At 55.5% G+C, this 19,395-nt stretch carries 19 protein-coding genes; 15 read left to right on the top strand and 4 right to left on the bottom strand.

The annotated features are described in order from the left end of the window. Positions 1–54: 54 nt before the first annotated feature. Complete coding sequence (locus tag AUQ41_RS14010) at positions 55–372, bottom strand: DUF1476 domain-containing protein (protein ID WP_008891728.1); 318 nt, start codon at positions 370–372, stop codon at positions 55–57. 164 nt (positions 373–536) lie between these two features. Here AUQ41_RS14010 and AUQ41_RS14005 point away from each other — a divergent pair, with 164 nt between their 5' ends. The 6 genes from AUQ41_RS14005 to AUQ41_RS13980 all read left to right on the top strand — a co-directional run bounded on the left by AUQ41_RS14005 (position 537) and on the right by AUQ41_RS13980 (position 6,580). Continuing rightward, the gene (locus AUQ41_RS14005; RefSeq protein WP_063088929.1) at positions 537–1,316 is read left to right on the top strand and encodes an NRDE family protein; all 780 of its coding nucleotides are present in this window, start codon (positions 537–539) and stop codon (positions 1,314–1,316) included. Between the two features lie 222 nt (positions 1,317–1,538). After that, the gene (purC, locus tag AUQ41_RS14000) at positions 1,539–2,303 is read left to right on the top strand and encodes a phosphoribosylaminoimidazolesuccinocarboxamide synthase (protein WP_008891730.1); all 765 of its coding nucleotides are present in this window, start codon (positions 1,539–1,541) and stop codon (positions 2,301–2,303) included. A gap of 124 nt (positions 2,304–2,427) precedes the next feature. Beyond that, positions 2,428–2,667, top strand: a complete 240-nt coding sequence (purS, locus tag AUQ41_RS13995; protein ID WP_008891731.1) for a phosphoribosylformylglycinamidine synthase subunit PurS — start codon at positions 2,428–2,430, stop codon at positions 2,665–2,667. An 86-nt stretch (positions 2,668–2,753) separates the two neighbouring features. Next, on the top strand, positions 2,754–3,443 hold the full coding sequence (gene purQ / locus AUQ41_RS13990) for a phosphoribosylformylglycinamidine synthase subunit PurQ (RefSeq protein ID WP_063088928.1): 690 nt from the start codon (positions 2,754–2,756) through the stop codon (positions 3,441–3,443). Continuing rightward, a complete protein-coding gene (gene purL / locus AUQ41_RS13985; RefSeq protein ID WP_063088927.1) occupies positions 3,440–5,650 on the top strand; it encodes a phosphoribosylformylglycinamidine synthase subunit PurL in 2,211 nt (736 codons plus the stop codon). The genes purQ and purL overlap by 4 nt, the downstream gene beginning before the upstream one ends. Before the next feature lie 144 nt (positions 5,651–5,794). Next, complete coding sequence (locus AUQ41_RS13980) at positions 5,795–6,580, top strand: ABC transporter substrate-binding protein (protein ID WP_063088926.1); 786 nt, start codon at positions 5,795–5,797, stop codon at positions 6,578–6,580. Positions 6,581–6,593: 13 nt separating this feature from the next. Here the strand turns inward: AUQ41_RS13980 and AUQ41_RS13975 are convergent, their stop codons facing one another. Further along, positions 6,594–7,412 carry a helix-turn-helix domain-containing protein gene (locus tag AUQ41_RS13975; protein ID WP_063088925.1) on the bottom strand — a complete coding sequence of 273 codons (819 nt, stop codon included), beginning with the start codon at positions 7,410–7,412 and terminating at the stop codon, positions 6,594–6,596. 136 nt (positions 7,413–7,548) lie between these two features. On the opposite strand from AUQ41_RS13975, the gene AUQ41_RS13970 reads away from it, so the two are divergent. Beyond that, on the top strand, positions 7,549–7,953 hold the full coding sequence (locus tag AUQ41_RS13970; RefSeq protein ID WP_063088924.1) for a hypothetical protein: 405 nt from the start codon (positions 7,549–7,551) through the stop codon (positions 7,951–7,953). A 57-nt stretch (positions 7,954–8,010) separates the two neighbouring features. Here the strand turns inward: AUQ41_RS13970 and AUQ41_RS13965 are convergent, their stop codons facing one another. Then, entirely contained in the window at positions 8,011–9,195 is a 1,185-nt protein-coding gene (locus AUQ41_RS13965) for an Mrp/NBP35 family ATP-binding protein (RefSeq protein ID WP_063089038.1), read from the bottom strand. A gap of 332 nt (positions 9,196–9,527) precedes the next feature. Between AUQ41_RS13965 and hflK the strand changes: the two genes are divergently transcribed. From hflK to AUQ41_RS13945, 4 genes are all read left to right on the top strand, one after another. Next, positions 9,528–10,655 carry an FtsH protease activity modulator HflK gene (hflK, locus tag AUQ41_RS13960; protein ID WP_008891735.1) on the top strand — a complete coding sequence of 376 codons (1,128 nt, stop codon included), beginning with the start codon at positions 9,528–9,530 and terminating at the stop codon, positions 10,653–10,655. Further along, a complete protein-coding gene (gene hflC / locus AUQ41_RS13955; protein WP_008891736.1) occupies positions 10,655–11,527 on the top strand; it encodes a protease modulator HflC in 873 nt (290 codons plus the stop codon). Before hflK ends, hflC begins: the two co-directional genes overlap by 1 nt. Positions 11,528–11,642: 115 nt before the next feature. After that, a complete protein-coding gene (locus AUQ41_RS13950; RefSeq protein WP_062956136.1) occupies positions 11,643–11,834 on the top strand; it encodes a DUF2065 domain-containing protein in 192 nt (63 codons plus the stop codon). Positions 11,835–12,048: 214 nt separating this feature from the next. Beyond that, positions 12,049–13,542 (top strand): DegQ family serine endoprotease, encoded by a 1,494-nt coding sequence (locus AUQ41_RS13945; RefSeq protein ID WP_063088923.1) that lies wholly within the window; start codon positions 12,049–12,051, stop codon positions 13,540–13,542. Between the two features lie 77 nt (positions 13,543–13,619). On the opposite strand, the gene serB is transcribed toward AUQ41_RS13945, so the two are convergent. After that, entirely contained in the window at positions 13,620–14,510 is an 891-nt protein-coding gene (serB, locus tag AUQ41_RS13940) for a phosphoserine phosphatase SerB (protein WP_063088922.1), read from the bottom strand. A 206-nt stretch (positions 14,511–14,716) separates the two neighbouring features. Here serB and miaA point away from each other — a divergent pair, with 206 nt between their 5' ends. The 4 genes from miaA to ilvC all read left to right on the top strand — a co-directional run bounded on the left by miaA (position 14,717) and on the right by ilvC (position 19,349). Further along, positions 14,717–15,685: a tRNA (adenosine(37)-N6)-dimethylallyltransferase MiaA gene (gene miaA / locus AUQ41_RS13935; protein ID WP_063088921.1), complete on the top strand. Its 969-nt coding sequence runs from the start codon at positions 14,717–14,719 to the stop codon at positions 15,683–15,685. Between the two features lie 152 nt (positions 15,686–15,837). Next, positions 15,838–17,601: an acetolactate synthase 3 large subunit gene (locus tag AUQ41_RS13930; protein ID WP_063088920.1), complete on the top strand. Its 1,764-nt coding sequence runs from the start codon at positions 15,838–15,840 to the stop codon at positions 17,599–17,601. Positions 17,602–17,703: 102 nt separating this feature from the next. After that, the gene (ilvN, locus tag AUQ41_RS13925; RefSeq protein WP_008891745.1) at positions 17,704–18,213 is read left to right on the top strand and encodes an acetolactate synthase small subunit; all 510 of its coding nucleotides are present in this window, start codon (positions 17,704–17,706) and stop codon (positions 18,211–18,213) included. A 116-nt stretch (positions 18,214–18,329) separates the two neighbouring features. Beyond that, positions 18,330–19,349 carry a ketol-acid reductoisomerase gene (gene ilvC, locus AUQ41_RS13920; RefSeq protein ID WP_008891746.1) on the top strand — a complete coding sequence of 340 codons (1,020 nt, stop codon included), beginning with the start codon at positions 18,330–18,332 and terminating at the stop codon, positions 19,347–19,349. The last annotated feature ends 46 nt before the right edge of the window (positions 19,350–19,395 follow it).

Raw genomic sequence — 19,395 nt, 5'->3', positions numbered from 1 at the left:
GGCTGCACATATTAGCAAACGAGAAGTTTTCCAAGCAGATGCACTAGCGCACAATCACGACAGTACTTCTGCACGCGCAACCGGACGTAGTTCTTCGAGCTTTACATTCAATGCAGAGGCTGTGACGTCGATATTTTTGCGTCCAAAATCGGCCAGCAACAGGGCAACAACACCGTTTTCACGCGGGTTGGCAACAACCTCGCCAATGATCTTGCGTGTGTAATCCTGACATTCTTCGGGGGACATGCCCATCTGTTCGCCAGCCCACTGGATCAGCATTTTATAAAGATGGGTTTCGACACGAAAATCCTGTTCAAGATCAAAGCTGTATTTTGCTTCAAACCCGCGTTCACGATCATTAAAGCTGCTCATAATCGATTCCTTCTGTAAGCTGGTCACATTGTCATCGGAGCCAAACCGGTCAAGCCATTGTCTGTCATAGCATTTTATATGACAATAAACGACACCGATTTCACCCCGTTGCCTGATACTTTTGAATTTGACAAAGTGCGGTTCCGCACGCTTTGATCTGGCTCATGTGTACAGTCATTATTTTACGCCGCCCCGACCATGACTGGCCGGTGATCATTGGCGCCAATCGCGATGAAATGAATAACCGTCCCTGGAAGGCGCCTGCGCGCCACTGGGAAGACCGCCCTGATGTCATTGCCGGACTTGATGAAACCGCCGGGGGAACCTGGCTTGGTGTCAATGAGGACGGCGTGGTTGCCGCCGTGCTTAACCGCTATGGCACGCTGGGCCCTGCCGATGGTAAACGATCACGCGGCGAGCTGCCGCTTGAGGCACTTGACCATGCCGACGCGATTGACGCCGCGCAGGCCCTTGCCGAACTTGATGGCGATGCCTATCGCCCGTTTAACATGGTGATCGCCGATAACCGCGATGCCTATTGGCTGGCAAATCGCGGCACGGGCAAGATCGAAATCACTGAAATCCCCGAAGGCCTGTCGATTCTGACCGCCCATGATCTGAATGACACGCAAAACAGTGCGCGAACCAAACGCAATCTGCCACGCTTTATCAGTGCCCCGGCCCCGCACCCCGAGGCCGACGACTGGTTTGCCTGGCAGGCGCTTCTGGCTGATACCGGAACAGAGGCCCCGGACCCGGATCATCATGACATCCGTGCCGATGCCATGCTGGTGCGCAGCAATATCGGATTTGAGACCATCTGTTCGTCGCTGATCGGGCTTCCGGCGATTCCCACAAGCGAACATGAACTGCCGAGGCGCCCGGTCTGGCTGTTTGCCGAAGGCCAGCCCGACAAAACACCGTTCCATCCGGTCGACGTCTAACACCAGATGGCGCGGAACGCCGTTTCAGTTCAACAGGTTATCGCAGCAATTCCGCCCCTCTGCGATACAGATGCTGACGGTTGCAAATTTCGATTATCAAGTTTGCATAAATAGAGCTTAAGCGACAATTGAGTTTCTCGCCAAGCACTGCTATACGGAGGGCGCGAATTTCAGGGTGCCTGCTGCGTCGGACGGCGGGCCTAGATGTGAAAGATCCCGCCAATGTCCAGAAAGCAGCCCATCTACGAGGGTAAAGCCAAGGTTCTTTACGAAGGTACGGAGCCCGGAACGATCATTCAGTATTTCAAGGACGACGCCACGGCGTTCAACGCCCAGAAGCGCGGCACCATTGCCGGCAAGGGTGTCCTGAACAACATGATCACCGAATTCGTCATGACCCGTCTGGCAGAAATCGGCATTCCGACTCACTTCATTCGCCGCCTGAACATGCGCGAACAGCTTTGCAAGAAATGCGAAATTGTTCCGATCGAAGTCGTGGTCCGCAACATCGTTGCCGGTTCGATGGCCAAACGTCTTGGCCTCGAAGAAGGCGAACGCCTGCCGCGCCCGATTGTCGAGTTCTATTACAAGGACGACGCGCTGGGCGACCCGCTGGTGTCTGATGAACACATCCTCGCTCTGGGTTGGGCAGGTGCTGAAGAGCTTGAGGAAATTGTCGGCATGACCCTTCGCGTCAATGACTACCTGTGTGGTCTGATGCGCGGCATTGGCCTGAAACTGGTTGATTTCAAGCTTGAGTTCGGCCGCGTCTGGGAAGGCGACTTCCCGCAGTTGGTCCTGGCCGATGAATTCAGCCCGGATAACTGCCGTCTTTGGGATGCGATCACCAACGAAAAGATGGACAAGGACCGCTTCCGCCGCGATCTCGGCGGTGTCGAAGAGGCCTATCAGGAAGTCGCACGCCGTCTTGGTGTCCTCCCTGAGTCCGCCGAAATAGAGCAGCTTAAAAAAGACGAAACCAAATAACACCCCAAGGCCGCGCTCGCGCGGCCTTTTCTTATGGCTGGTCGGCCATGTGTGTCGAACAGCGTTTTGTTTGCAAACAGAACCTCGCGCGAGACCCGCGCATGCGAACTTAAAGGAGCTTCTCGTGAAAGCACGTGTTCATGTCACCCTGAAGAACGGCGTTCTCGACCCGCAGGGCAAAGCCGTTCACCACGCCCTTCAGGGCCTGGGTTTTGATGGCGTCAATGACGTCCGTCAGGGCAAATTCATCGAACTCGAACTGGATGGCACCGATGCCGCCAAGGCCGAAGCCGAGGTCAAGGAAATGTGCGAGAAGCTTCTCGCCAATACCGTGATCGAAGATTACAGCATCGAGCTGGCCTGATCGCCCGTGGCGGGCGGGGTCTTGTCGCGGCAGGGCCTTTGCCTATCGGGATTAAGTAACCGACACTAATCAAGAGACGGTATTTCATGAAATCCGCTGTCATCCTGTTTCCCGGCATCAACCGGGAGAATGACGCCATCGCAGCACTGAAACAGGCCACCGGCACCGAGCCCACCCTGGTCTGGCATGGCGACACCGAGCTGCCAAAGACCGACATCATCATGGTCCCGGGTGGCTTTTCCTATGGCGACTATTTGCGTTGTGGCGCCATGGCTGCCAAGTCGCCGATCATGCGCGCGGTTGCCGAACGTGCCAAACAGGGTGTGACCACCATTGGCGTGTGCAACGGCTTCCAGATCCTGACCGAAGCAGGCCTTCTGCCCGGTGCACTGATGCGCAATGCCAGCCTGAAATTCATCTGCAAGAACACGCATCTGAAAGTCGAAAACGCCGAGACGCGCTTTACCAATCTTTATGGCGCGGGCGAGATTGTCGAATATCCGGTCGCCCATCACGACGGCAACTATTTTGCCGACAGCGACACGCTTGACCGCCTTGAAGGCGAAGGTCGCGTTGTTCTGCGTTACTGCGATGTGGATGGCAAAGTGGATCCGGCGACCAACCTCAATGGTTCCCAGCGCAATATTGCCGGCATCATCAACGAGGCGGGCAACGTCCTTGGCATGATGCCCCACCCCGAGAACGCAATCGATCCGCTGCATGGTGGCACCGATGGCCGCAATCTGTTCAAAAGCATGGTGGAGGCAGCATCGTGAGCTCCAACGATTTCAACAGCACCCCGATCACGCCGGAACTGGTCAAGGAACACGGCCTGAACGAAGAAGAATACAAACTCGTTCTCGAAATCATGGGCCGCGAACCCAACATCAACGAGCTTGGCATTTTCTCGGTCATGTGGTCTGAGCACTGCTCCTACAAGTCTTCGAAAAAATGGCTAAAAACACTTCCGACCAAGGCCGACTGGGTCATTCAGGGTCCGGGCGAAAACGCCGGGGTCATTGACATTGGTGATGGTCAGGCCGCCGTCTTCAAGATGGAAAGCCACAACCACCCGTCCTTTATCGAACCCTATCAGGGGGCGGCAACCGGTGTCGGCGGTATCATGCGTGACGTGTTCACCATGGGTGCACGTCCGGTCGCGAACCTCAATGCCCTTCGCTTTGGCGAGCCCGATCATCCGAAAACCCGCCACCTTCTGAGCGGTGTGGTCGAAGGCATCGGCGGTTATGGCAACTGCATGGGCGTTCCGACCATCGGTGGCGAAACCAACTTCCACGCGTCTTACAACGGCAACATCCTGGTCAATGCGATGACCGTGGGTCTGGCCGATACCGATAACATCTTCTATTCAGCCGCGGCTGGTATCGGGAACCCGGTTGTTTATGTCGGGTCAAAAACCGGCCGTGATGGCATCCATGGCGCGACCATGGCATCGGCCGAGTTCGATGATGACAGCGAAGAAAAGCGTCCTACCGTTCAGGTCGGTGACCCGTTCACCGAAAAGCTCCTGCTGGAAGCCTGCCTTGAACTGATGGCAACCGACATGATTGTCGCCATTCAGGATATGGGGGCAGCTGGTCTGACCTCGTCCTCGTTCGAAATGGCATCCAAGGGCGGCGTTGGTGTTGAACTGTGGCTTGATAAAGTTCCGATGCGCGAAGAAGGCATGACGCCCTACGAGCTGATGCTTTCAGAGTCGCAGGAACGCATGCTGATGGTTCTGAAACCCGGTTGCGAAGATGCCGCCAAGGCGATCTTTGACAAATGGGAACTCGACTTTGCCGTTATCGGTACGCTCACCGATACCAAGCGGATGGTTCTGAAATGGCATGGTGAAGTTGCCGGTGATCTGCCGATTGATCCGCTGGCCGAAGCATCGCCGGAATATGATCGTCCGTGGGAACCGACGCCGAAACAGGATCGCATTGATCCCAACAGCATTTCGGCCAAGGTCAGCCATGTTGACGCGCTGAAAACCCTGATCGCATCGCCCGACCTCGCGTCGCGTCGCTGGATCTGGGAACAGTATGATCATCTGGTCCGTGGCAACACGATTGTCCGTCCGGGCGGTGATGCCGGCGTTGTCCGCGTCGAAGGTACGAACAAGGGCCTTGCCGCGACCACCGACTGCACCCCGCGCTATGTCATGGCCGATCCGGTCGAAGGCGGCAAACAGGCTGTTGCCGAAGCATACCGTAACCTGGTTGCAACCGGCGCCAAGCCGCTTGCCATCACGGATAACATGAACTTCGGCAACCCGGAACGCCCGCGCATCATGGGTCAGTTCGTCGGGGCCTGCCAGGGCATCGGCGAAGCCTGCATCGCGCTGGACTTCCCGGTCGTGTCGGGCAACGTGTCGCTTTACAACGAAACCAATGGCGTTGGCATCATGCCGACCCCGGCCATTGGCGGCGTTGGCCTGATTTCTGATCTCGGTCACCATGCAACGATTGGCATCAAACGCGATGATAGCGCGCTGATCATGATTGGTGCGGCCACCGGAGAACTGGGGCAGTCGCTGTATCTCAAGACCATCGAAGGTCGCGAAGAAGGTGCTCCGCCGCCGGTCGATCTGGGGGCTGAAAAGCGTGCCGGTACGCTGGTGCGTGAACTGATCGAACTGGGTCTGGTGCGCACCTGCCACGATATCGCCGATGGCGGTCTTTTGGTCACCGTTGCCGAGATGTGCCTTGCGGGCAATATCGGTGCCGACCTACATCTGCCGGAAGCAGGCAGCGAAATCGCATGGCTGTTTGGCGAAGATCAGGGCCGCTACGTGATCGCAACCCGCGATCCGGACAAGGTTCTGAACGCGGCAGGCAGTGCGAATGTCGCAGCCGTGATTATCGGTCAGGCGGGCGGTGATGCGGTCGTCATTGATGGCGGCGACAAAGTATCGCTTTCCGAACTGCGCGAGCTTAATGAAGGCTGGATGCCATCCTTCATGGCCGAAGCCGTTTAATCAGGCCGCAGGCAAAACCAACAAAAAACCCCGCCGGAGCAATCTGGCGGGGTTTTGTGATTTTGGCTTGGCAGCTACCAAACTCCGTTGTCGGATCAGATGAATAGCCCCATATGAGCTTGCAGGGGCTGCGACGAGGGTAAGATGCAAGGTCACTGCAAGGTCATTCTTTGGGCTTTTATGTTCTGCGTTCTTCTGGGCGTTGTCGCAGTCTTGCCTGTAAGTCAAGCGCAGGCCCTGACCATCTATGTTGATGAGGCCAATCCACCCTTCATGTATCGCGCTGAAGAACATGCTGCGGGCATCTACCCTGATATCGTGCGCGCAATCTCTGCCCGCGCTGGTCTCAATGTTGAAATCGTCCCCGTGCCGTGGCGTCGCGCACTGTTTCATCTGGATAATGGCGATGGTGCTGTTGCCGGAATATACAAAAACCTCGAGCGTCAGAAGAAGTATGCGTACAGCGAGCCGATTCACCGCGAAGGTTTGATGATCTATCGGCTCAAAGGCGAATTTGACCGTGAAACCAAAATCGAAGACCTGTCAGGCATGAATGTCGGCGTTATTCGCGGATGGAGTTACGGTGACGCGTTCGATAGCGCCCGTACGTCCGGCCTGTTCGAAACATCCGAAGCCGCCGGAGACGACCAGAACTTCGCGATGCTGGTGAATAATCGCGTTGATGCGGTGATTGCGGTGCGCGAAGCAGGAGATATCTGGATCAGGAAACTCAAGCTCCAGAGCCAAGTTGTTCGCGCCAAAACCGCCCTGCATGAAAACCAGACCTTCATCGCCTTTAACAGACGGTCAACCGACATCTCGGCATTGGCCCTGATCAATAAGGCCATCGCGGAACTCGTTGAGGATGGCACAATCGAAACCATCATTTCCAATGCCGTCGACCATGCAATCGGATCAGCTTTTCACTGATTTCTCACACGACCTAAAGTGCCAATGCCAGTTGCTTCAGGGCATGGCTTGTATCGTCATCAGCAGGCAACAAGGTCTCGATCGCAAGTTCGGACAGGGTCACATCGACCGGTGTGCCAAATAACGTCGTCGTCGTGATAAATCGCAAAACACCCGCTTCTGTTTTCAGAATCAGTGGCACGATCAAACCATTGATTGCGTCCTTTTCAGTTCCGTCAACTCCCACCGCATCCATTGCCTGTCCATGATGGTCGGGTAATCGATAGTGCTTTGCTTCGTCATACAGTCCAATCAATTCCGGGTCCGCGGTGACGTCAATCTGACGCCGCAAACGATCCAGCAAATGATCCCGCCACTGCACGAAATTCACCACCCGTGCTGCCAATCCGTTCGGGTGCAGACTAAGTCGCAATAGATTGACCGGGGGTTGCAAAAGGTTCAGGTCAATCCCGACCAGTATCAGTGGCACAATCCGGTTTGCTGCCACCATGTTCCAATGTCGATCCATCGCCAGCGCCGGAAAAGGTTCATGGGCCGACAATATCTGATCAACTGCCTTGCGAATGCCCAGAGCCCCCTCGCCCTCAAAATCATGCTGGGCATAGATCGGGGCAAAGCCGGCTGAAACCAGCAAACCGTTGCGTTCGCGCAGCGGGACATCAAGACATTCGGCGAGATGCAGGATCATCTCGCGGCTTGGTCGGGACCGACCGGTTTCAAGGAAACTGAGATGGCGGGTTGAAATGTCCGCATTGGCCGCAAGATCAAGCTGGCTGAGCCTGCGTTGCTTCCGCCAGCTTTTCAGCGTCATTCCAAACGAATCGTGGGGCATTGATACAATTTCCTCTGTGACCGCAAAGACAGCCTATCACCAAAGAAAAGGATTAAACATTACCTCCGAAGTAATCGTATTCATTCCCTGCTCACGGCAAGCTTGCGACATCACCACAACCCGAAAGGATTGGACAATGTCTGCACCCTCGACTGTGAACTTTTTGAAGACTGTACTGACTGTTGATGCTTTGACCTGCCTTGGCTTTGGCATTTTGCTCACCACCGGTGCAAAGTTTCTTGCCGGGTGGCTTGGATTGCCGGTTGGCCTTCTGTTTTATGCCGGGCTGATTCTGTTTCCCTGTGCGGCGCTGATGATCATCACCGGGCGTCAAAAGCTGCCGAGCGCCGGTTTGGTCTGGCTGATTATCGTGGGAAATTTTGGCTGGGCGGTTGCCAGCATCGGTATACTCGTCCTGCCATCCATCGCACCTACCATGCTTGGATACGCATTCCTAATTGCTCAGGCCATCGCGGTCTGTGGACTTGCTGTGTTTGAGTACCACTTGCTGGGTCATGCCAAGCGTGTTGCAACGGCTTGATTGCCGTTAAGTGCGACCAATAAAAAGGCCGCAACGAATGCGGCCTTTTTTGTATGACTATTTAAAGCTGATCTTGGGAAACAAGCCCTTTTTCTTCGGCGCTTCGGCCGGGCCAACGCGCTCTTCGATGGCGGCGGCGATCTTCTCGGCAATCAGGCCGTAGGCCTTGCTATGTTCGCCTTCGGGTTCTGTCTGGACAATCGGTTTGCCTTCGTCTGCGCCGAGGCGGATCTTAAGGTCCAGCGGGATTTCACCCAGGAACGGCACGCCCAGTTCATCCGCCGCCTTGTGCGCCCCGCCATGATCAAAGATGTGATCGACATGGCCGCATTCCGGACATTTGTAATAGGACATGTTTTCGATCAGCCCGAACACCGGCACATTGACCTTGCGGAACATATTCAGCCCCTTGCGCGCATCCAGAAGGGCGATGTCCTGCGGGGTTGAAACAATCACGGCCCCGGTCACCGGCACGCGTTGCGCCATCGAAAGCTGAATGTCGCCCGTGCCCGGTGGCATATCAACCACCAGCACATCAAGATCGCCCCAGTCGGTATCGCGCAGAAGCTGTTCCAGCGCGCCCATCGCCATCGGGCCACGCCAGATCACCGGTTGTTCTTCTTCGATCATGAAGCCGATCGACATGATACGCATGCCAAAGGCCGATGGCGGGATCATTTTGCCCTGATGTTCTTTGGACGGCACCGGCTTGGCATCGCGAAGGCCCATCATGCGCGGCAGGCTCGGCCCATAGATATCGGCATCCAGCAGGCCGACCTTGAGCCCCTTGGCCACCAGCGACAATGCAAGGTTGACCGAGGTGGTGGATTTCCCCACCCCGCCCTTGCCGGACGCCACGGTGACGATGCTGCGCACCGTTGGCAATTCCAGCGGCATCTGACCACCACCCTGCGGGCGCTGACCCGGTTGTGCGGGGCGGCTTGGCTGTGATGGCTGCGACGGCTGTGTGCTTTGCTGAGCGGCGGCCTTGGGACGCTCTGCCGTAAGCGCCACACGGGCAGTTGTGACCCCGTTCACAGCAGCCACCGCTTTTTCTGCTGCTTGGCGCAAATCTTCGAGGGCGGGGCCGCGTTCGGGGTCAACGGCGATCATAACATTGACAGTTTCATCATGAATATCAATACCTTGCACCATGCCCTTGGCTGTGATTGATTGGCCGTCGACTGGGTCGATTACGCTATCGAGCGCGGCAGTAATCTGTTCACGGTTGAGGGAAGTCATATTGCGGTCTCCAAATTTCGGCTTAAGTCCGTGGTCACACAGAACTTGCAGGCGCGTATCATTGTTTTGCAAGGCAACCTGTCATATAAGGCCTAAGGGCATGCTCCGTCCAACAAGATTTCGTGAGTTTGCATTTGGCTACAATCTGTTGCAGTACCAACCGGCGTATCACAGGTTGGGTACAAAACTGGTGAGAAAAAAGTCTGATTTTCCCGGCATGTCCGGGGTCTATCAGGGAATTTGATCTTGTTGGACGGAGCATGCATTGGGGGCCTACCCCAAGCTCGGTAAACAAAGATAAACACCGAACGGCAAGAAGAGGAAGAAACTCGATGCCTTGGAATAATCAAGGGGGCGGTGGCCCCTGGGGCGGCGGCGGAAACAAAGGTGGCGGCCAGAACCCGTGGGGACAGCGTCCTTCCGGTGGTGGCGGCGGCGGAAACACGCCCCCCGACTTTGATGAAATGATTCGTAAAGGCCAGGAACGTCTTAAGCGGCTGTTCCCCGGTGGTGGCGGATACAAGGGCTTTGTCCTGATCGGTATCGCTGTAATCGGGTTGTGGCTTTTGACCGGTTTCTACCGTGTCCAGCCGGGCGAACAGGGTGTAACGCTTCTGTTCGGTAAATGGGTTGGCACCACGGGTCCGGGTCTGAACTACTTCCTTCCGGCCCCGATTGGCGAGGTCATCAAGCCGAACGTCGAACGGACCAACCAGATCGAGGTTGGCTATCGCGGCGCAGGCACGGTGACATCCAACGGTTCGCGTGATGTGCCCGAAGAAAGCCTGATGCTGACCGGTGACCAGAACATCATCGACATTGATTATGTTGTTCAGTGGCGTATCAGCGATGCAGGTTCCTACCTGTTTAACGTGCGTGATCCTGAAAACACCATCAAACTGGCATCTGAAAGTGCGATCCGTGAGGTCATCGGTAAAACCGACCTTGAAGAAGCACTGACTGTTGGCCGTGTCCGGGTTGAAGAACAAACCCGTACCCTGCTTCAGGAAATCATGGACGGTTATGAGTCCGGTATTTTCATTGCCGAAGTGAAAATGCAGAAAGTGGACCCGCCGCGCGACGTTATCGATGCCTTTAACGATGTGCAGCGTGCCCGTCAGGACCGTGATCGTTCCCAGAACGAAGCACTGGCTTATCGTAACGACATCATCCCGCGTGCAAAGGGTGAAGCAGAACGTCAGGTCCTGCAGGCCCGTGCATACAAGGATCGTGTCACCAAGGAAGCAGAGGGTGAAGCAGAACGCTTTATCTCCATCTACGATTCCTTCCTGACGGCCAAGGATGTGACGACCCGTCGTCTGTATCTGGAAACCATGCAGGAGGTCTTGAGCAAGTCTGACAAGATCATCATGGAACAGAACGGTGCAGGTAACGGCGTTGTCCCGTATCTTCCGCTTCCGGAAGTTCAGAAACGTGCGAATGCAGGAGGCAACAACTAATGGCAAGTCCTAAACTTATTGCCGCTGGCGTCGTCCTGGTTATTGCTGCTGTTGTTGGTTCGATGTGCGTGTTTACCGTACGTCAGGATCAGCAGGCACTCGTTCTTCAGTTTGGTAATCCGGTCCATGCGGTTTCCGAACCGGGTCTGCATTTCAAACTGCCGATCCAGAACGTTGAATATTACGAGCGTCGTATTCTGGAACTTGATCCGCCGGTTCAGCAGGTTCTTCTGTCTGACCAGAAGCGTGTCAATGTTGACAGCTTTGCACGTTGGAAAATCATTGATCCGTTGATCTTCCGTCAGCGTGCAACCAACTCTGCCAACTTTGTGCAGCTGTTTGGTCAGCGTCTGAACTCGGTCATCCGTGGTGAGTTGGCACAGGCCCCGCTTGTGACGCTTCTCTCGGACAACCGCGCGCAGATCATGGAGAAAATCCAGTCGACCCTGATCAAACCGGCAGAAGAGTTCGGTGTCGAACTGATTGACGTCCGTATCGGTCGTACCGACCTTCCGCAGGAAACTTCGCAGGCGGTATATAACCGTATGCGTTCTTCGCGTATTGCCGAAGCCGCACAGCTTCGCGCAGAAGGTGAAGAGCTCAAGGCGAAGATCCAGGCAGAAGCTGATCGTGAACGTATCGGCATCATCGCCGAAGCCAACCGTCAGGCCGAAGTCCTGCGTGGTGAAGGCGATGGGCAGCGGAACGTCATTCTGGGTAAAGCGTATGGCAAGGACACGGAATTCTTTGAATTCTATCGTTCGCTCGAAGCCTACAAAATTGCGCTTGATAACGGCTCGACCATGGTGCTTTCACCAGACAGCGAGTTTTTCCAGTACTTTAATAAGTCTGGCCCAGCGACAAGCCGCTAGACAAAACATAAGGGCGACCTGCATATTGGGCTGGTCGCCCTTTTTGTTTTTATAAATTCGATTTGTCGGGCGACCGTCTGACAGATCACAAAGAAACGCCGGAACGTCCCTGATCATGAAGGAACTTGCAACAGCCATACTTCTGGCCATCGCGTTGGAAGGTATGCTTTACACGCTGTTTCCCGGCGGCCTGAAAAGGGTGATGGAGCTTGTTCAGGAAATTCCTGAATCGCAGTTGCGCATTGGCGGATTGATCGCCGCTGTCATTGCCATTGGCGGAATATGGGCAGTACGAACCTGGCTTTAGCAAACGGGCGCAAGGATCAGGGAAACCGCCAGACAAAGGCCACGCGCCACAAGTTTGTGCTCACAATTCCTTGATTTTTCCAAGTACCGCCCAATTTCTGCCAAAGTCGGGGTTAATTTGAGTACTTAAGCGACGGGTGAAATACAGTCCCGCCGCGCGCTGCACAAAGAGAATGACAAATACCGTGAACGCGGCAACGAACAGGATCAGACACATGCTAGACGCATTATACAACCCGGTGCGGACGAAAGTCACCGCAGCACTGGTGATTGTTCTCCTTGGCGTGACCAGTGTTTCGCAGATCGCGAATGCCCGCCCCGCTCCTGAGAGTTTCGCAGACTTGGCCGAAAAGCTTCTGCCGACTGTTGTAAACATTTCCACAAGCCAGATGGTCGCCGAACGACAGGGACCGGACTTCCAGTTCCCTCCCGGCTCGCCATTTGAAGACCTTTTCCGTGATTTTATGGACCGCAACGGTCAGGGTGGCCAGGGCGGACCGGCTCCGCAACGCCGCCGTGCGACCGCGCTTGGTTCAGGCTTTATCATCTCGGCTGATGGTTACATTGTGACCAACAACCACGTGATTGACGGTGCCGATGAAATCACCGTGCGCCTGCATGATGGCGACACGCTTGATGCCGAACTGATCGGACGTGACCCGAAAACCGACGTCGCCCTGCTTAAGGTCGAACCGAAAGAAGACCTGCCCTTCGTCAAATGGGGCGATTCTGACAGTGCACGTATCGGTGACTGGGCCATGGCAATCGGTAACCCGTTCGGCCTTGGCGGCACGGTAACCGCCGGGATTATTTCCGCACGTAACCGCGACATCAACCAGGGCCCGTATGATGACTTCATTCAGACGGATGCCTCGATCAACCGTGGTAACTCTGGCGGTCCGCTGTTTAACCTTGATGGTGACGTGATCGGCATTAACAGCGCGATCTATTCGCCTTCGGGTGGTTCGGTCGGTATCGGCTTTGCCATTCCGGCAGGCATCGCACAAAGCGTTGTCGAACAGCTTAAGGAATATGGCCGTACCCGTCGTGGCTGGTTGGGTGTTCACATCCAGACCGTGACCGAAGACATCGCGGACTCGGTTGGTCTTGATGAGGCAACCGGTGCCATGGTTGCCGGCGTTTCCGAAGATGGCCCGGCCCAGGAAGCCGGCATCAAACAGGGTGATGTCATCCTGACCTTTGATGGCAAAACGGTTGAGTCGATGCGTCGTCTGCCGCGCATTGTCGCAGAAACCAAGATCGGCAAGGAGGTCGATGTTGTAATCTGGCGCGATGGCGAAAAGCAGACCGTCCAGGTCGAGCTTGGCGAACTTGAGGAAGAAGTCGTCGCGACAAGCGCAGACAGCTCCGAGGAAGAGCAAGCACCCGTTGTTGCAGAGGCCAGCATCGATGAACTTGGCGTCAAGATCGCCAATGTCGATGAAAGCCTGCGCCAGCGTCACAACCTTGCCGAGGGCACCGAAGGTGTGATCATCACCGAAGTTTCCGGCGATAGCTATGCCGCCGAAAAGGGTGTTCGCCCGGGTGACATCATCATCGAGGCGTCGCACAGCTCGGTTGATTCGGTCGACGACGTCGTCGATGCGGTCAAGGCCGCCGTTGACGATGGCAAACGCACTATCCTGATGTTGATTGAAACATCGGCTGGCCCGCGTTACTTCGGCCTGACGATCTCGACCGAGGAATAAGCCATCCGGCTTAAGTCGATATCAAAAAAGGGCGGCCTGATCATCAGGCCGCCCTTTTTGTTTGAACCGTTCGTACCTTACGAAACGAAGTCCGACTTCGCGTAGCCTTGAAGATACAAAAGTGCGGTCAGGTCACCGTGATTGATGCAAATGCGCGCCTGTTCCTGAACCGATGGTTTGGCGTGGAAGGCAACGCCGGTCCCGGCAAGCGAGATCATCTGAAGATCATTCGCACCATCGCCAACCGCAATCGCATCATCAACCGTGATGCCTTGCTGGGCGGACAGGGTTTCAAGCGCATCGACCTTGGCCTGACGATCCAGAACCGGTTTCTGAACCTTGCCGGTCAGTTTGCCATCCTTTTCAATCAGGACATTCGCCTGATCGTAATCAAAGCCAAGCTCGGCGCGAACTGCACCGGTAAAGAAATCAAACCCACCTGATACCAGGGCAACAAAGCCGCCATTGGCCTTCATGGTCGCGACCAGTTGCCTTGCCCCGCCTGTATATTCGACCGTTTTCCAGGCCTCTTTCAGCATCTCGGTCGACATGCCTTCAAGAAGACCGACACGTTCATCAAGGGCGGCTTCGAAATCAAGTTCACCATTCATCGCACGTGCGGTGATCGCCGCCACCCGATCCTTGACCCCGGCAAACTCGGCCAGTTCATCAAGGGTTTCACCGGTAACAATCGTGCTGTCCATATCGGCAATCAAAAGCTTCTTGCGACGTGTGGCGACCTTCTGGGTGATCGCATCCACCGGAAGCTCTGCCTCGGAAAGCGTCGTGTCAGCTACATCAAGCGGGATCCCGTCAAAAGTCAGATCGCACGCCTCACCCTCGGCAAGCCAGGTCACATCCCCGACAAGTGCGCCTGCCCCGGTCAACGCGATTGCCGCGTTATCAATCACGGCCTTGGTCAGCGCATTCGAATTCGGGGCGGCAATCAGGGTAAGAACCAATTTCATGGTCAACGGGCTCCTTGGCGGGAAAGGCATAAAACATCGTTGTCGCCTTTATCCGAATTGCGCCGGACTGTGGCAAGAGAACTTTCGCATCCCATGTTGCGGGGACGCATTATTTGCCGTGAAATTGCGTCGTAAATTCCTATGCCTGTCGCGCCGAACCCAATAGACTGGCCGACCTTTGAACACGTTACCCTGAAGGCACCCTGATGTCGGCCATCCAAGCCAGCAGTTCTTTTGCCCCTGTCCTGATCGTCGCTGGCCCGACGGCCAGTGGGAAGTCGGCACTCGCCCTTGATCTGGCGGAGACCTTTGACGGCGTAGTGATCAATGCCGATAGCATGCAGGTCTATAAGGAACTGCGTGTGCTGTCTGCGCGCCCCGATGACAGTGAAATCGCACGTGCGCCGCATCGACTTTATGGGGTGTTGTCCGGACGAGAAGCCTGCTCGGCCGGTAAATGGCGTGAAATGGCAATGGCCGAGATTGCCGACTGTCATGCCAGTGGCAAACTTCCGATCATCACGGGGGGTACGGGCATGTATCTCAATGCCCTGACCGAGGGGATCGCGCCGATCCCCGATATCCCGGCGCGGATTCGCGATCAGGTCACAAACGAGCTTGAAGAACTTGGCCACGCGGCGTTTTTTGCCAAACTCACGGCGCAGGATCCTGAAACCGCTGCCAACCTTGATGGCAGCAATACCCAGCGGCTGATTCGCGCCGCCGAGGTTTTTGTCCATACCGGCCGCGGATTGGCAAGCTGGCACAAGGAGCCGGTGATCACGCCGCCCGGGAACATGAAATTCAAGAAACTTTGTTACATGCCGCCGCGCGACATTCTGTATGACCGTTGCAACCGGCGTTTTGATCTGATGATCGAACAGGGTGCCATTGACGAGGTCAAAGGCCTGCTTGCCTTGGAATTGCCTGAAACAGCGCCGGTTATGAAGGCTGTTGGCGTGCGCGAGATCGCAGCTTACCTTTCCGGGGAGATTGATCTGGCCACCGCCAAAGAGAAATCACAGCGCGAAACCAGACGCTATGCAAAGCGACAATTAACCTGGTTCAGGCACCAAATGTTAGCCAAGGAAATCATCGACGCGCAATATTCGGAAAGTTTGGCAGCAAAAATGCGTCATGATGTTAACCAATTTCTGTTGACCACGCCAAAGTGAGGCGATAGGTTGGCCCTTCCCCCGCCGAAATGGCGGAAAACCGCCGTTTAGGCGGATTTTTCAACTCCAATTCGAGGATAATTGGATCATGTTTCAATCACGCGGTTATCACGCGACACGTTGTTGTCGCTAAGTAAAGAGGCTCGAAAATCATGGCAGAACGTATTTTAAGCGGTTCGGAAGTAGTGTTGCAGGCCCTTGCTGATCAGGGTGTGGAAGTCGTGTTCGGCTATCCTGGCGGCGCTGTCCTACCGCTATATGACGAGATATTTAAACAGAACCGGATTCGTCACGTTCTCGTGCGCCATGAGCAGGCTGCTGTCCACGCTGCTGAAGGTTACGCCCGCTCGACCGGCAAGGTCGGCGTTGTGCTGGTGACCTCGGGACCGGGTGCGACAAACGCCGTTACGGGCCTTACCGACGCGTTGATGGATTCCATTCCAGTTGTCTGCCTGACAGGTCAGGTCCCGACTCATCTGATCGGGAATGATGCCTTCCAGGAAGCCGATACCACCGGCATTACCCGCCCGTGCACCAAGCATAACTATCTGGTGAAAAATCCGGATCGTCTGGCGCGCACGATGCACGAAGCCTTCCACGTCGCCTCAAGCGGCCGTCCGGGTCCGGTCGTTATCGACCTTCCCAAGGACATTCTGGTTGGCAAGGCACCGTATCTGGAACCGGCACAGGTTCAGCACCGCACCTATAACCCGGTGGTCAAGGGCGAACGCAGCCAGATCGAAGAAGCCATGGAAATGCTGGCATCGGCGAAAAAGCCGATCCTGTATTGCGGCGGCGGCGTCATCAATTCCGGCATGCAGGCCTGCAAGCTTCTGACCGAGTTCACCCGCATGACCGGTGCGCCGATCACGCTGACCCTGATGGGGCTGGGTGCTTATCCGGCGTCCGACAAGCAGTATCTTGGCATGCTCGGCATGCACGGCACCTACGAAGCAAACATGTCGATGCATGATTGCGATGTCATGGTCGCCATCGGTGCACGTTTCGATGACCGTGTCACCGGCAACCTCGATTTCTTTGCGCCGAACTCGCAGAAAATCCAGGTCGACATTGATCAGAGCTCGATCAACAAGAACGTTCCGGTCGATATCGGGATCGTTGGCGATGTTGGCCATGTTCTTGAAGACATGATCAAGATCTGGAAAGCCAAGCAGTACAAGATCGAAGCCAACGCACTTGATGGCTGGTGGAAAGAAATTGAAGGCTGGCGCAGCAAACACTGCCTGTCCTACAAACAGCCGACCGACGTTATCAAGCCGCAGCACGTTATCCGCCGTGTTCATGCGCTCACCCGTGATCGCAAGACCTATATCACTACCGACGTTGGCCAGCACCAGATGTGGGCAGCCCAGCATTTCGGGTTCGAACATCCGTATGAATGGATGACGTCCGGTGGTCTGGGCACCATGGGCTATGGCATGCCCGCCGCTCTTGGCGTTCAGGTCGCCCACCCGGATGCGACGGTTGTGTGCTTCACCGGTGATGCGTCGATCATGATGAACATTCAGGAATGCGCGACGATGACGCAGTATCGTCTGCCGATCAAAACCGTGATCCTGAACAACCGTTATATGGGCATGGTCCGCCAGTGGCAGCAGCTTCTGCACGGGTCGCGCTATTCCGAAAGCTATAGCGAAACCCTGCCCGACTTCGTCAAACTGTCCGAAGCCTTTGGCTTCACCGGCATGACCTGCAATAACCCGGCTGATCTTGATGATGCCATCAAGAAGATGCTGGAAATTGATGGTCCGGTGATTTTGGACGTCGCTGTCGATGACAAGGAAAACTGCTATCCGATGATTCCGTCGGGCAAGCCGCATAATGAAATGCTGCTTGGGCAGGAAACCAACGGCGACGAAGCCATTGATTCCGACGAAGGGATGGTTCTGGTCTGATCCGCACAAACAATCTGTGCGAATTGATCCCATCACATCAAAATGAAAAGGCCGGCGCGGGCGGCACGTTCTGCCCCGACCGAGCCCTAGCGGAGCGAAACCGTGAAAGAAACCGAAATTTCGAAACACACCATATCCGTTCTGGTGGATAACGAGTCCGGCGTTCTGGCCCGTGTAATCGGGCTGTTCTCCGGTCGTGGCTATAACATTGAAAGCCTGACCGTTGCCGAAGTCGACGCCGACGCCCACCAGTCGCGTATCACCGTGGTTACCTCGGGCACCCCGATGGTGATCGAACAGATCAAGGCACAGCTTTCGCGTCTTGTTCCGGTACACAAGGTCAGTGACCTGACCCTTGCCGGACCAAGTGTCGAGCGCGAGCTTGCCCTGGTCAAAGTGATCGCAACGGGTGAAAAACGTGTGGAATCCCTGCGCATTGCCGACATCTTCAAGGCACGCGCAGTGGATGCGACCAACAATTCCTTCGTGTATGAAATCATCGGCAGTCCTGAAAAAATCGACGCCTTCATCAAATTGATGGAGCCGCTTGGGCTTTCGGAAATTTCGCGTACCGGTGTGGCAGCGATTTCGCGCGGCACACTGACGATGTGAGTTTGCCCTGCCCGGTGATCCGCATCGGGTACGGCATTGGGGCCTGCCCCATAATAATTATTACCATCCGCCACGCATGAAAATCAGCGTGGTCCAACGTCCAGAGGTATCGAAAGATGCGTGTTTATTACGACCGCGATGCAGATGTTAATCTGATCAAATCCAAAAAAGTTGCCATCATTGGTTACGGTTCGCAGGGCCACGCCCATGCGCTGAACCTCCATGATTCCGGCGTTAAGGAAGTTGTTGTTGGTCTTCGTGAAGGCTCAAGCTCCCGCAAGAAAGCCGAAGCTGCCGGTCTGAAAACCATGACCCCGGCCGAAGCTGCTGCTTGGGCAGACGTTGTCATGATGCTGACCCCGGATGAGCATCAGGCGGCGATCTATGCTGATGAGCTGCGCGACAACCTGAAACAGGGTGCTGCCCTTCTGTTCGCACATGGTCTGAACGTCCATTTCGGCCTGATCGAGCCGCGCGCTGATCTTGACGTCATGATGATCGCACCGAAGGGCCCGGGCCACACGGTTCGTTCCGAATACAAGCGTGGCGGCGGTGTTCCGTGCCTCGTAGCTATTGAACAGAACGCATCTGGCAACGCGCTTGAAGTTGCACTGTCCTATGCATCGGCAATCGGTGGCGGTCGTTCGGGCGTGATCGAAACCACCTTCCGTGAAGAGTGCGAAACCGACCTGTTCGGCGAACAGGCTGTTCTTTGCGGCGGCCTGACCCAGCTGATCAAATACGGCTTCGAAACCCTGACCGAAGCTGGCTATGCGCCGGAAATGGCATATTTCGAGTGCCTGCACGAAGTTAAGCTGATCGTTGACCTGATGTATGAAGGCGGTATGGCCAACATGCGTTACTCGATCTCCAACACCGCAGAATACGGCGACTATGTCACCGGCCCGCGCGTGATCGATCCGTCTGTCAAAGAACGCATGAAAGAAGTTCTTACCGACATTCAGGAAGGCAAGTTCGTCCGTGACTTCGTTCAGGAAATGCATTGTGGTCAGCCGATGTTCAAGGCAACCCGTCGTCTGCATGCTGAACATGAAATCGAAGAAGTTGGTACCAAACTGCGCGCCATGATGCCGTGGATTGCTGCAAACCAGCTCGTCGACAAAGAAAAGAACTAAGCACAGCTTAGATCCTTTTTTGCGCAAACGGCCGTCCCGATGGGGC

This window comes from Thalassospira sp. MCCC 1A02898 (assembly GCF_001618185.1).
GTDB lineage: Bacteria > Pseudomonadota > Alphaproteobacteria > Rhodospirillales > Thalassospiraceae > Thalassospira > Thalassospira tepidiphila.
Note: the sequence above shows the minus strand (reverse complement) of the source record. Positions and strands in the feature narration are given on the sequence as shown.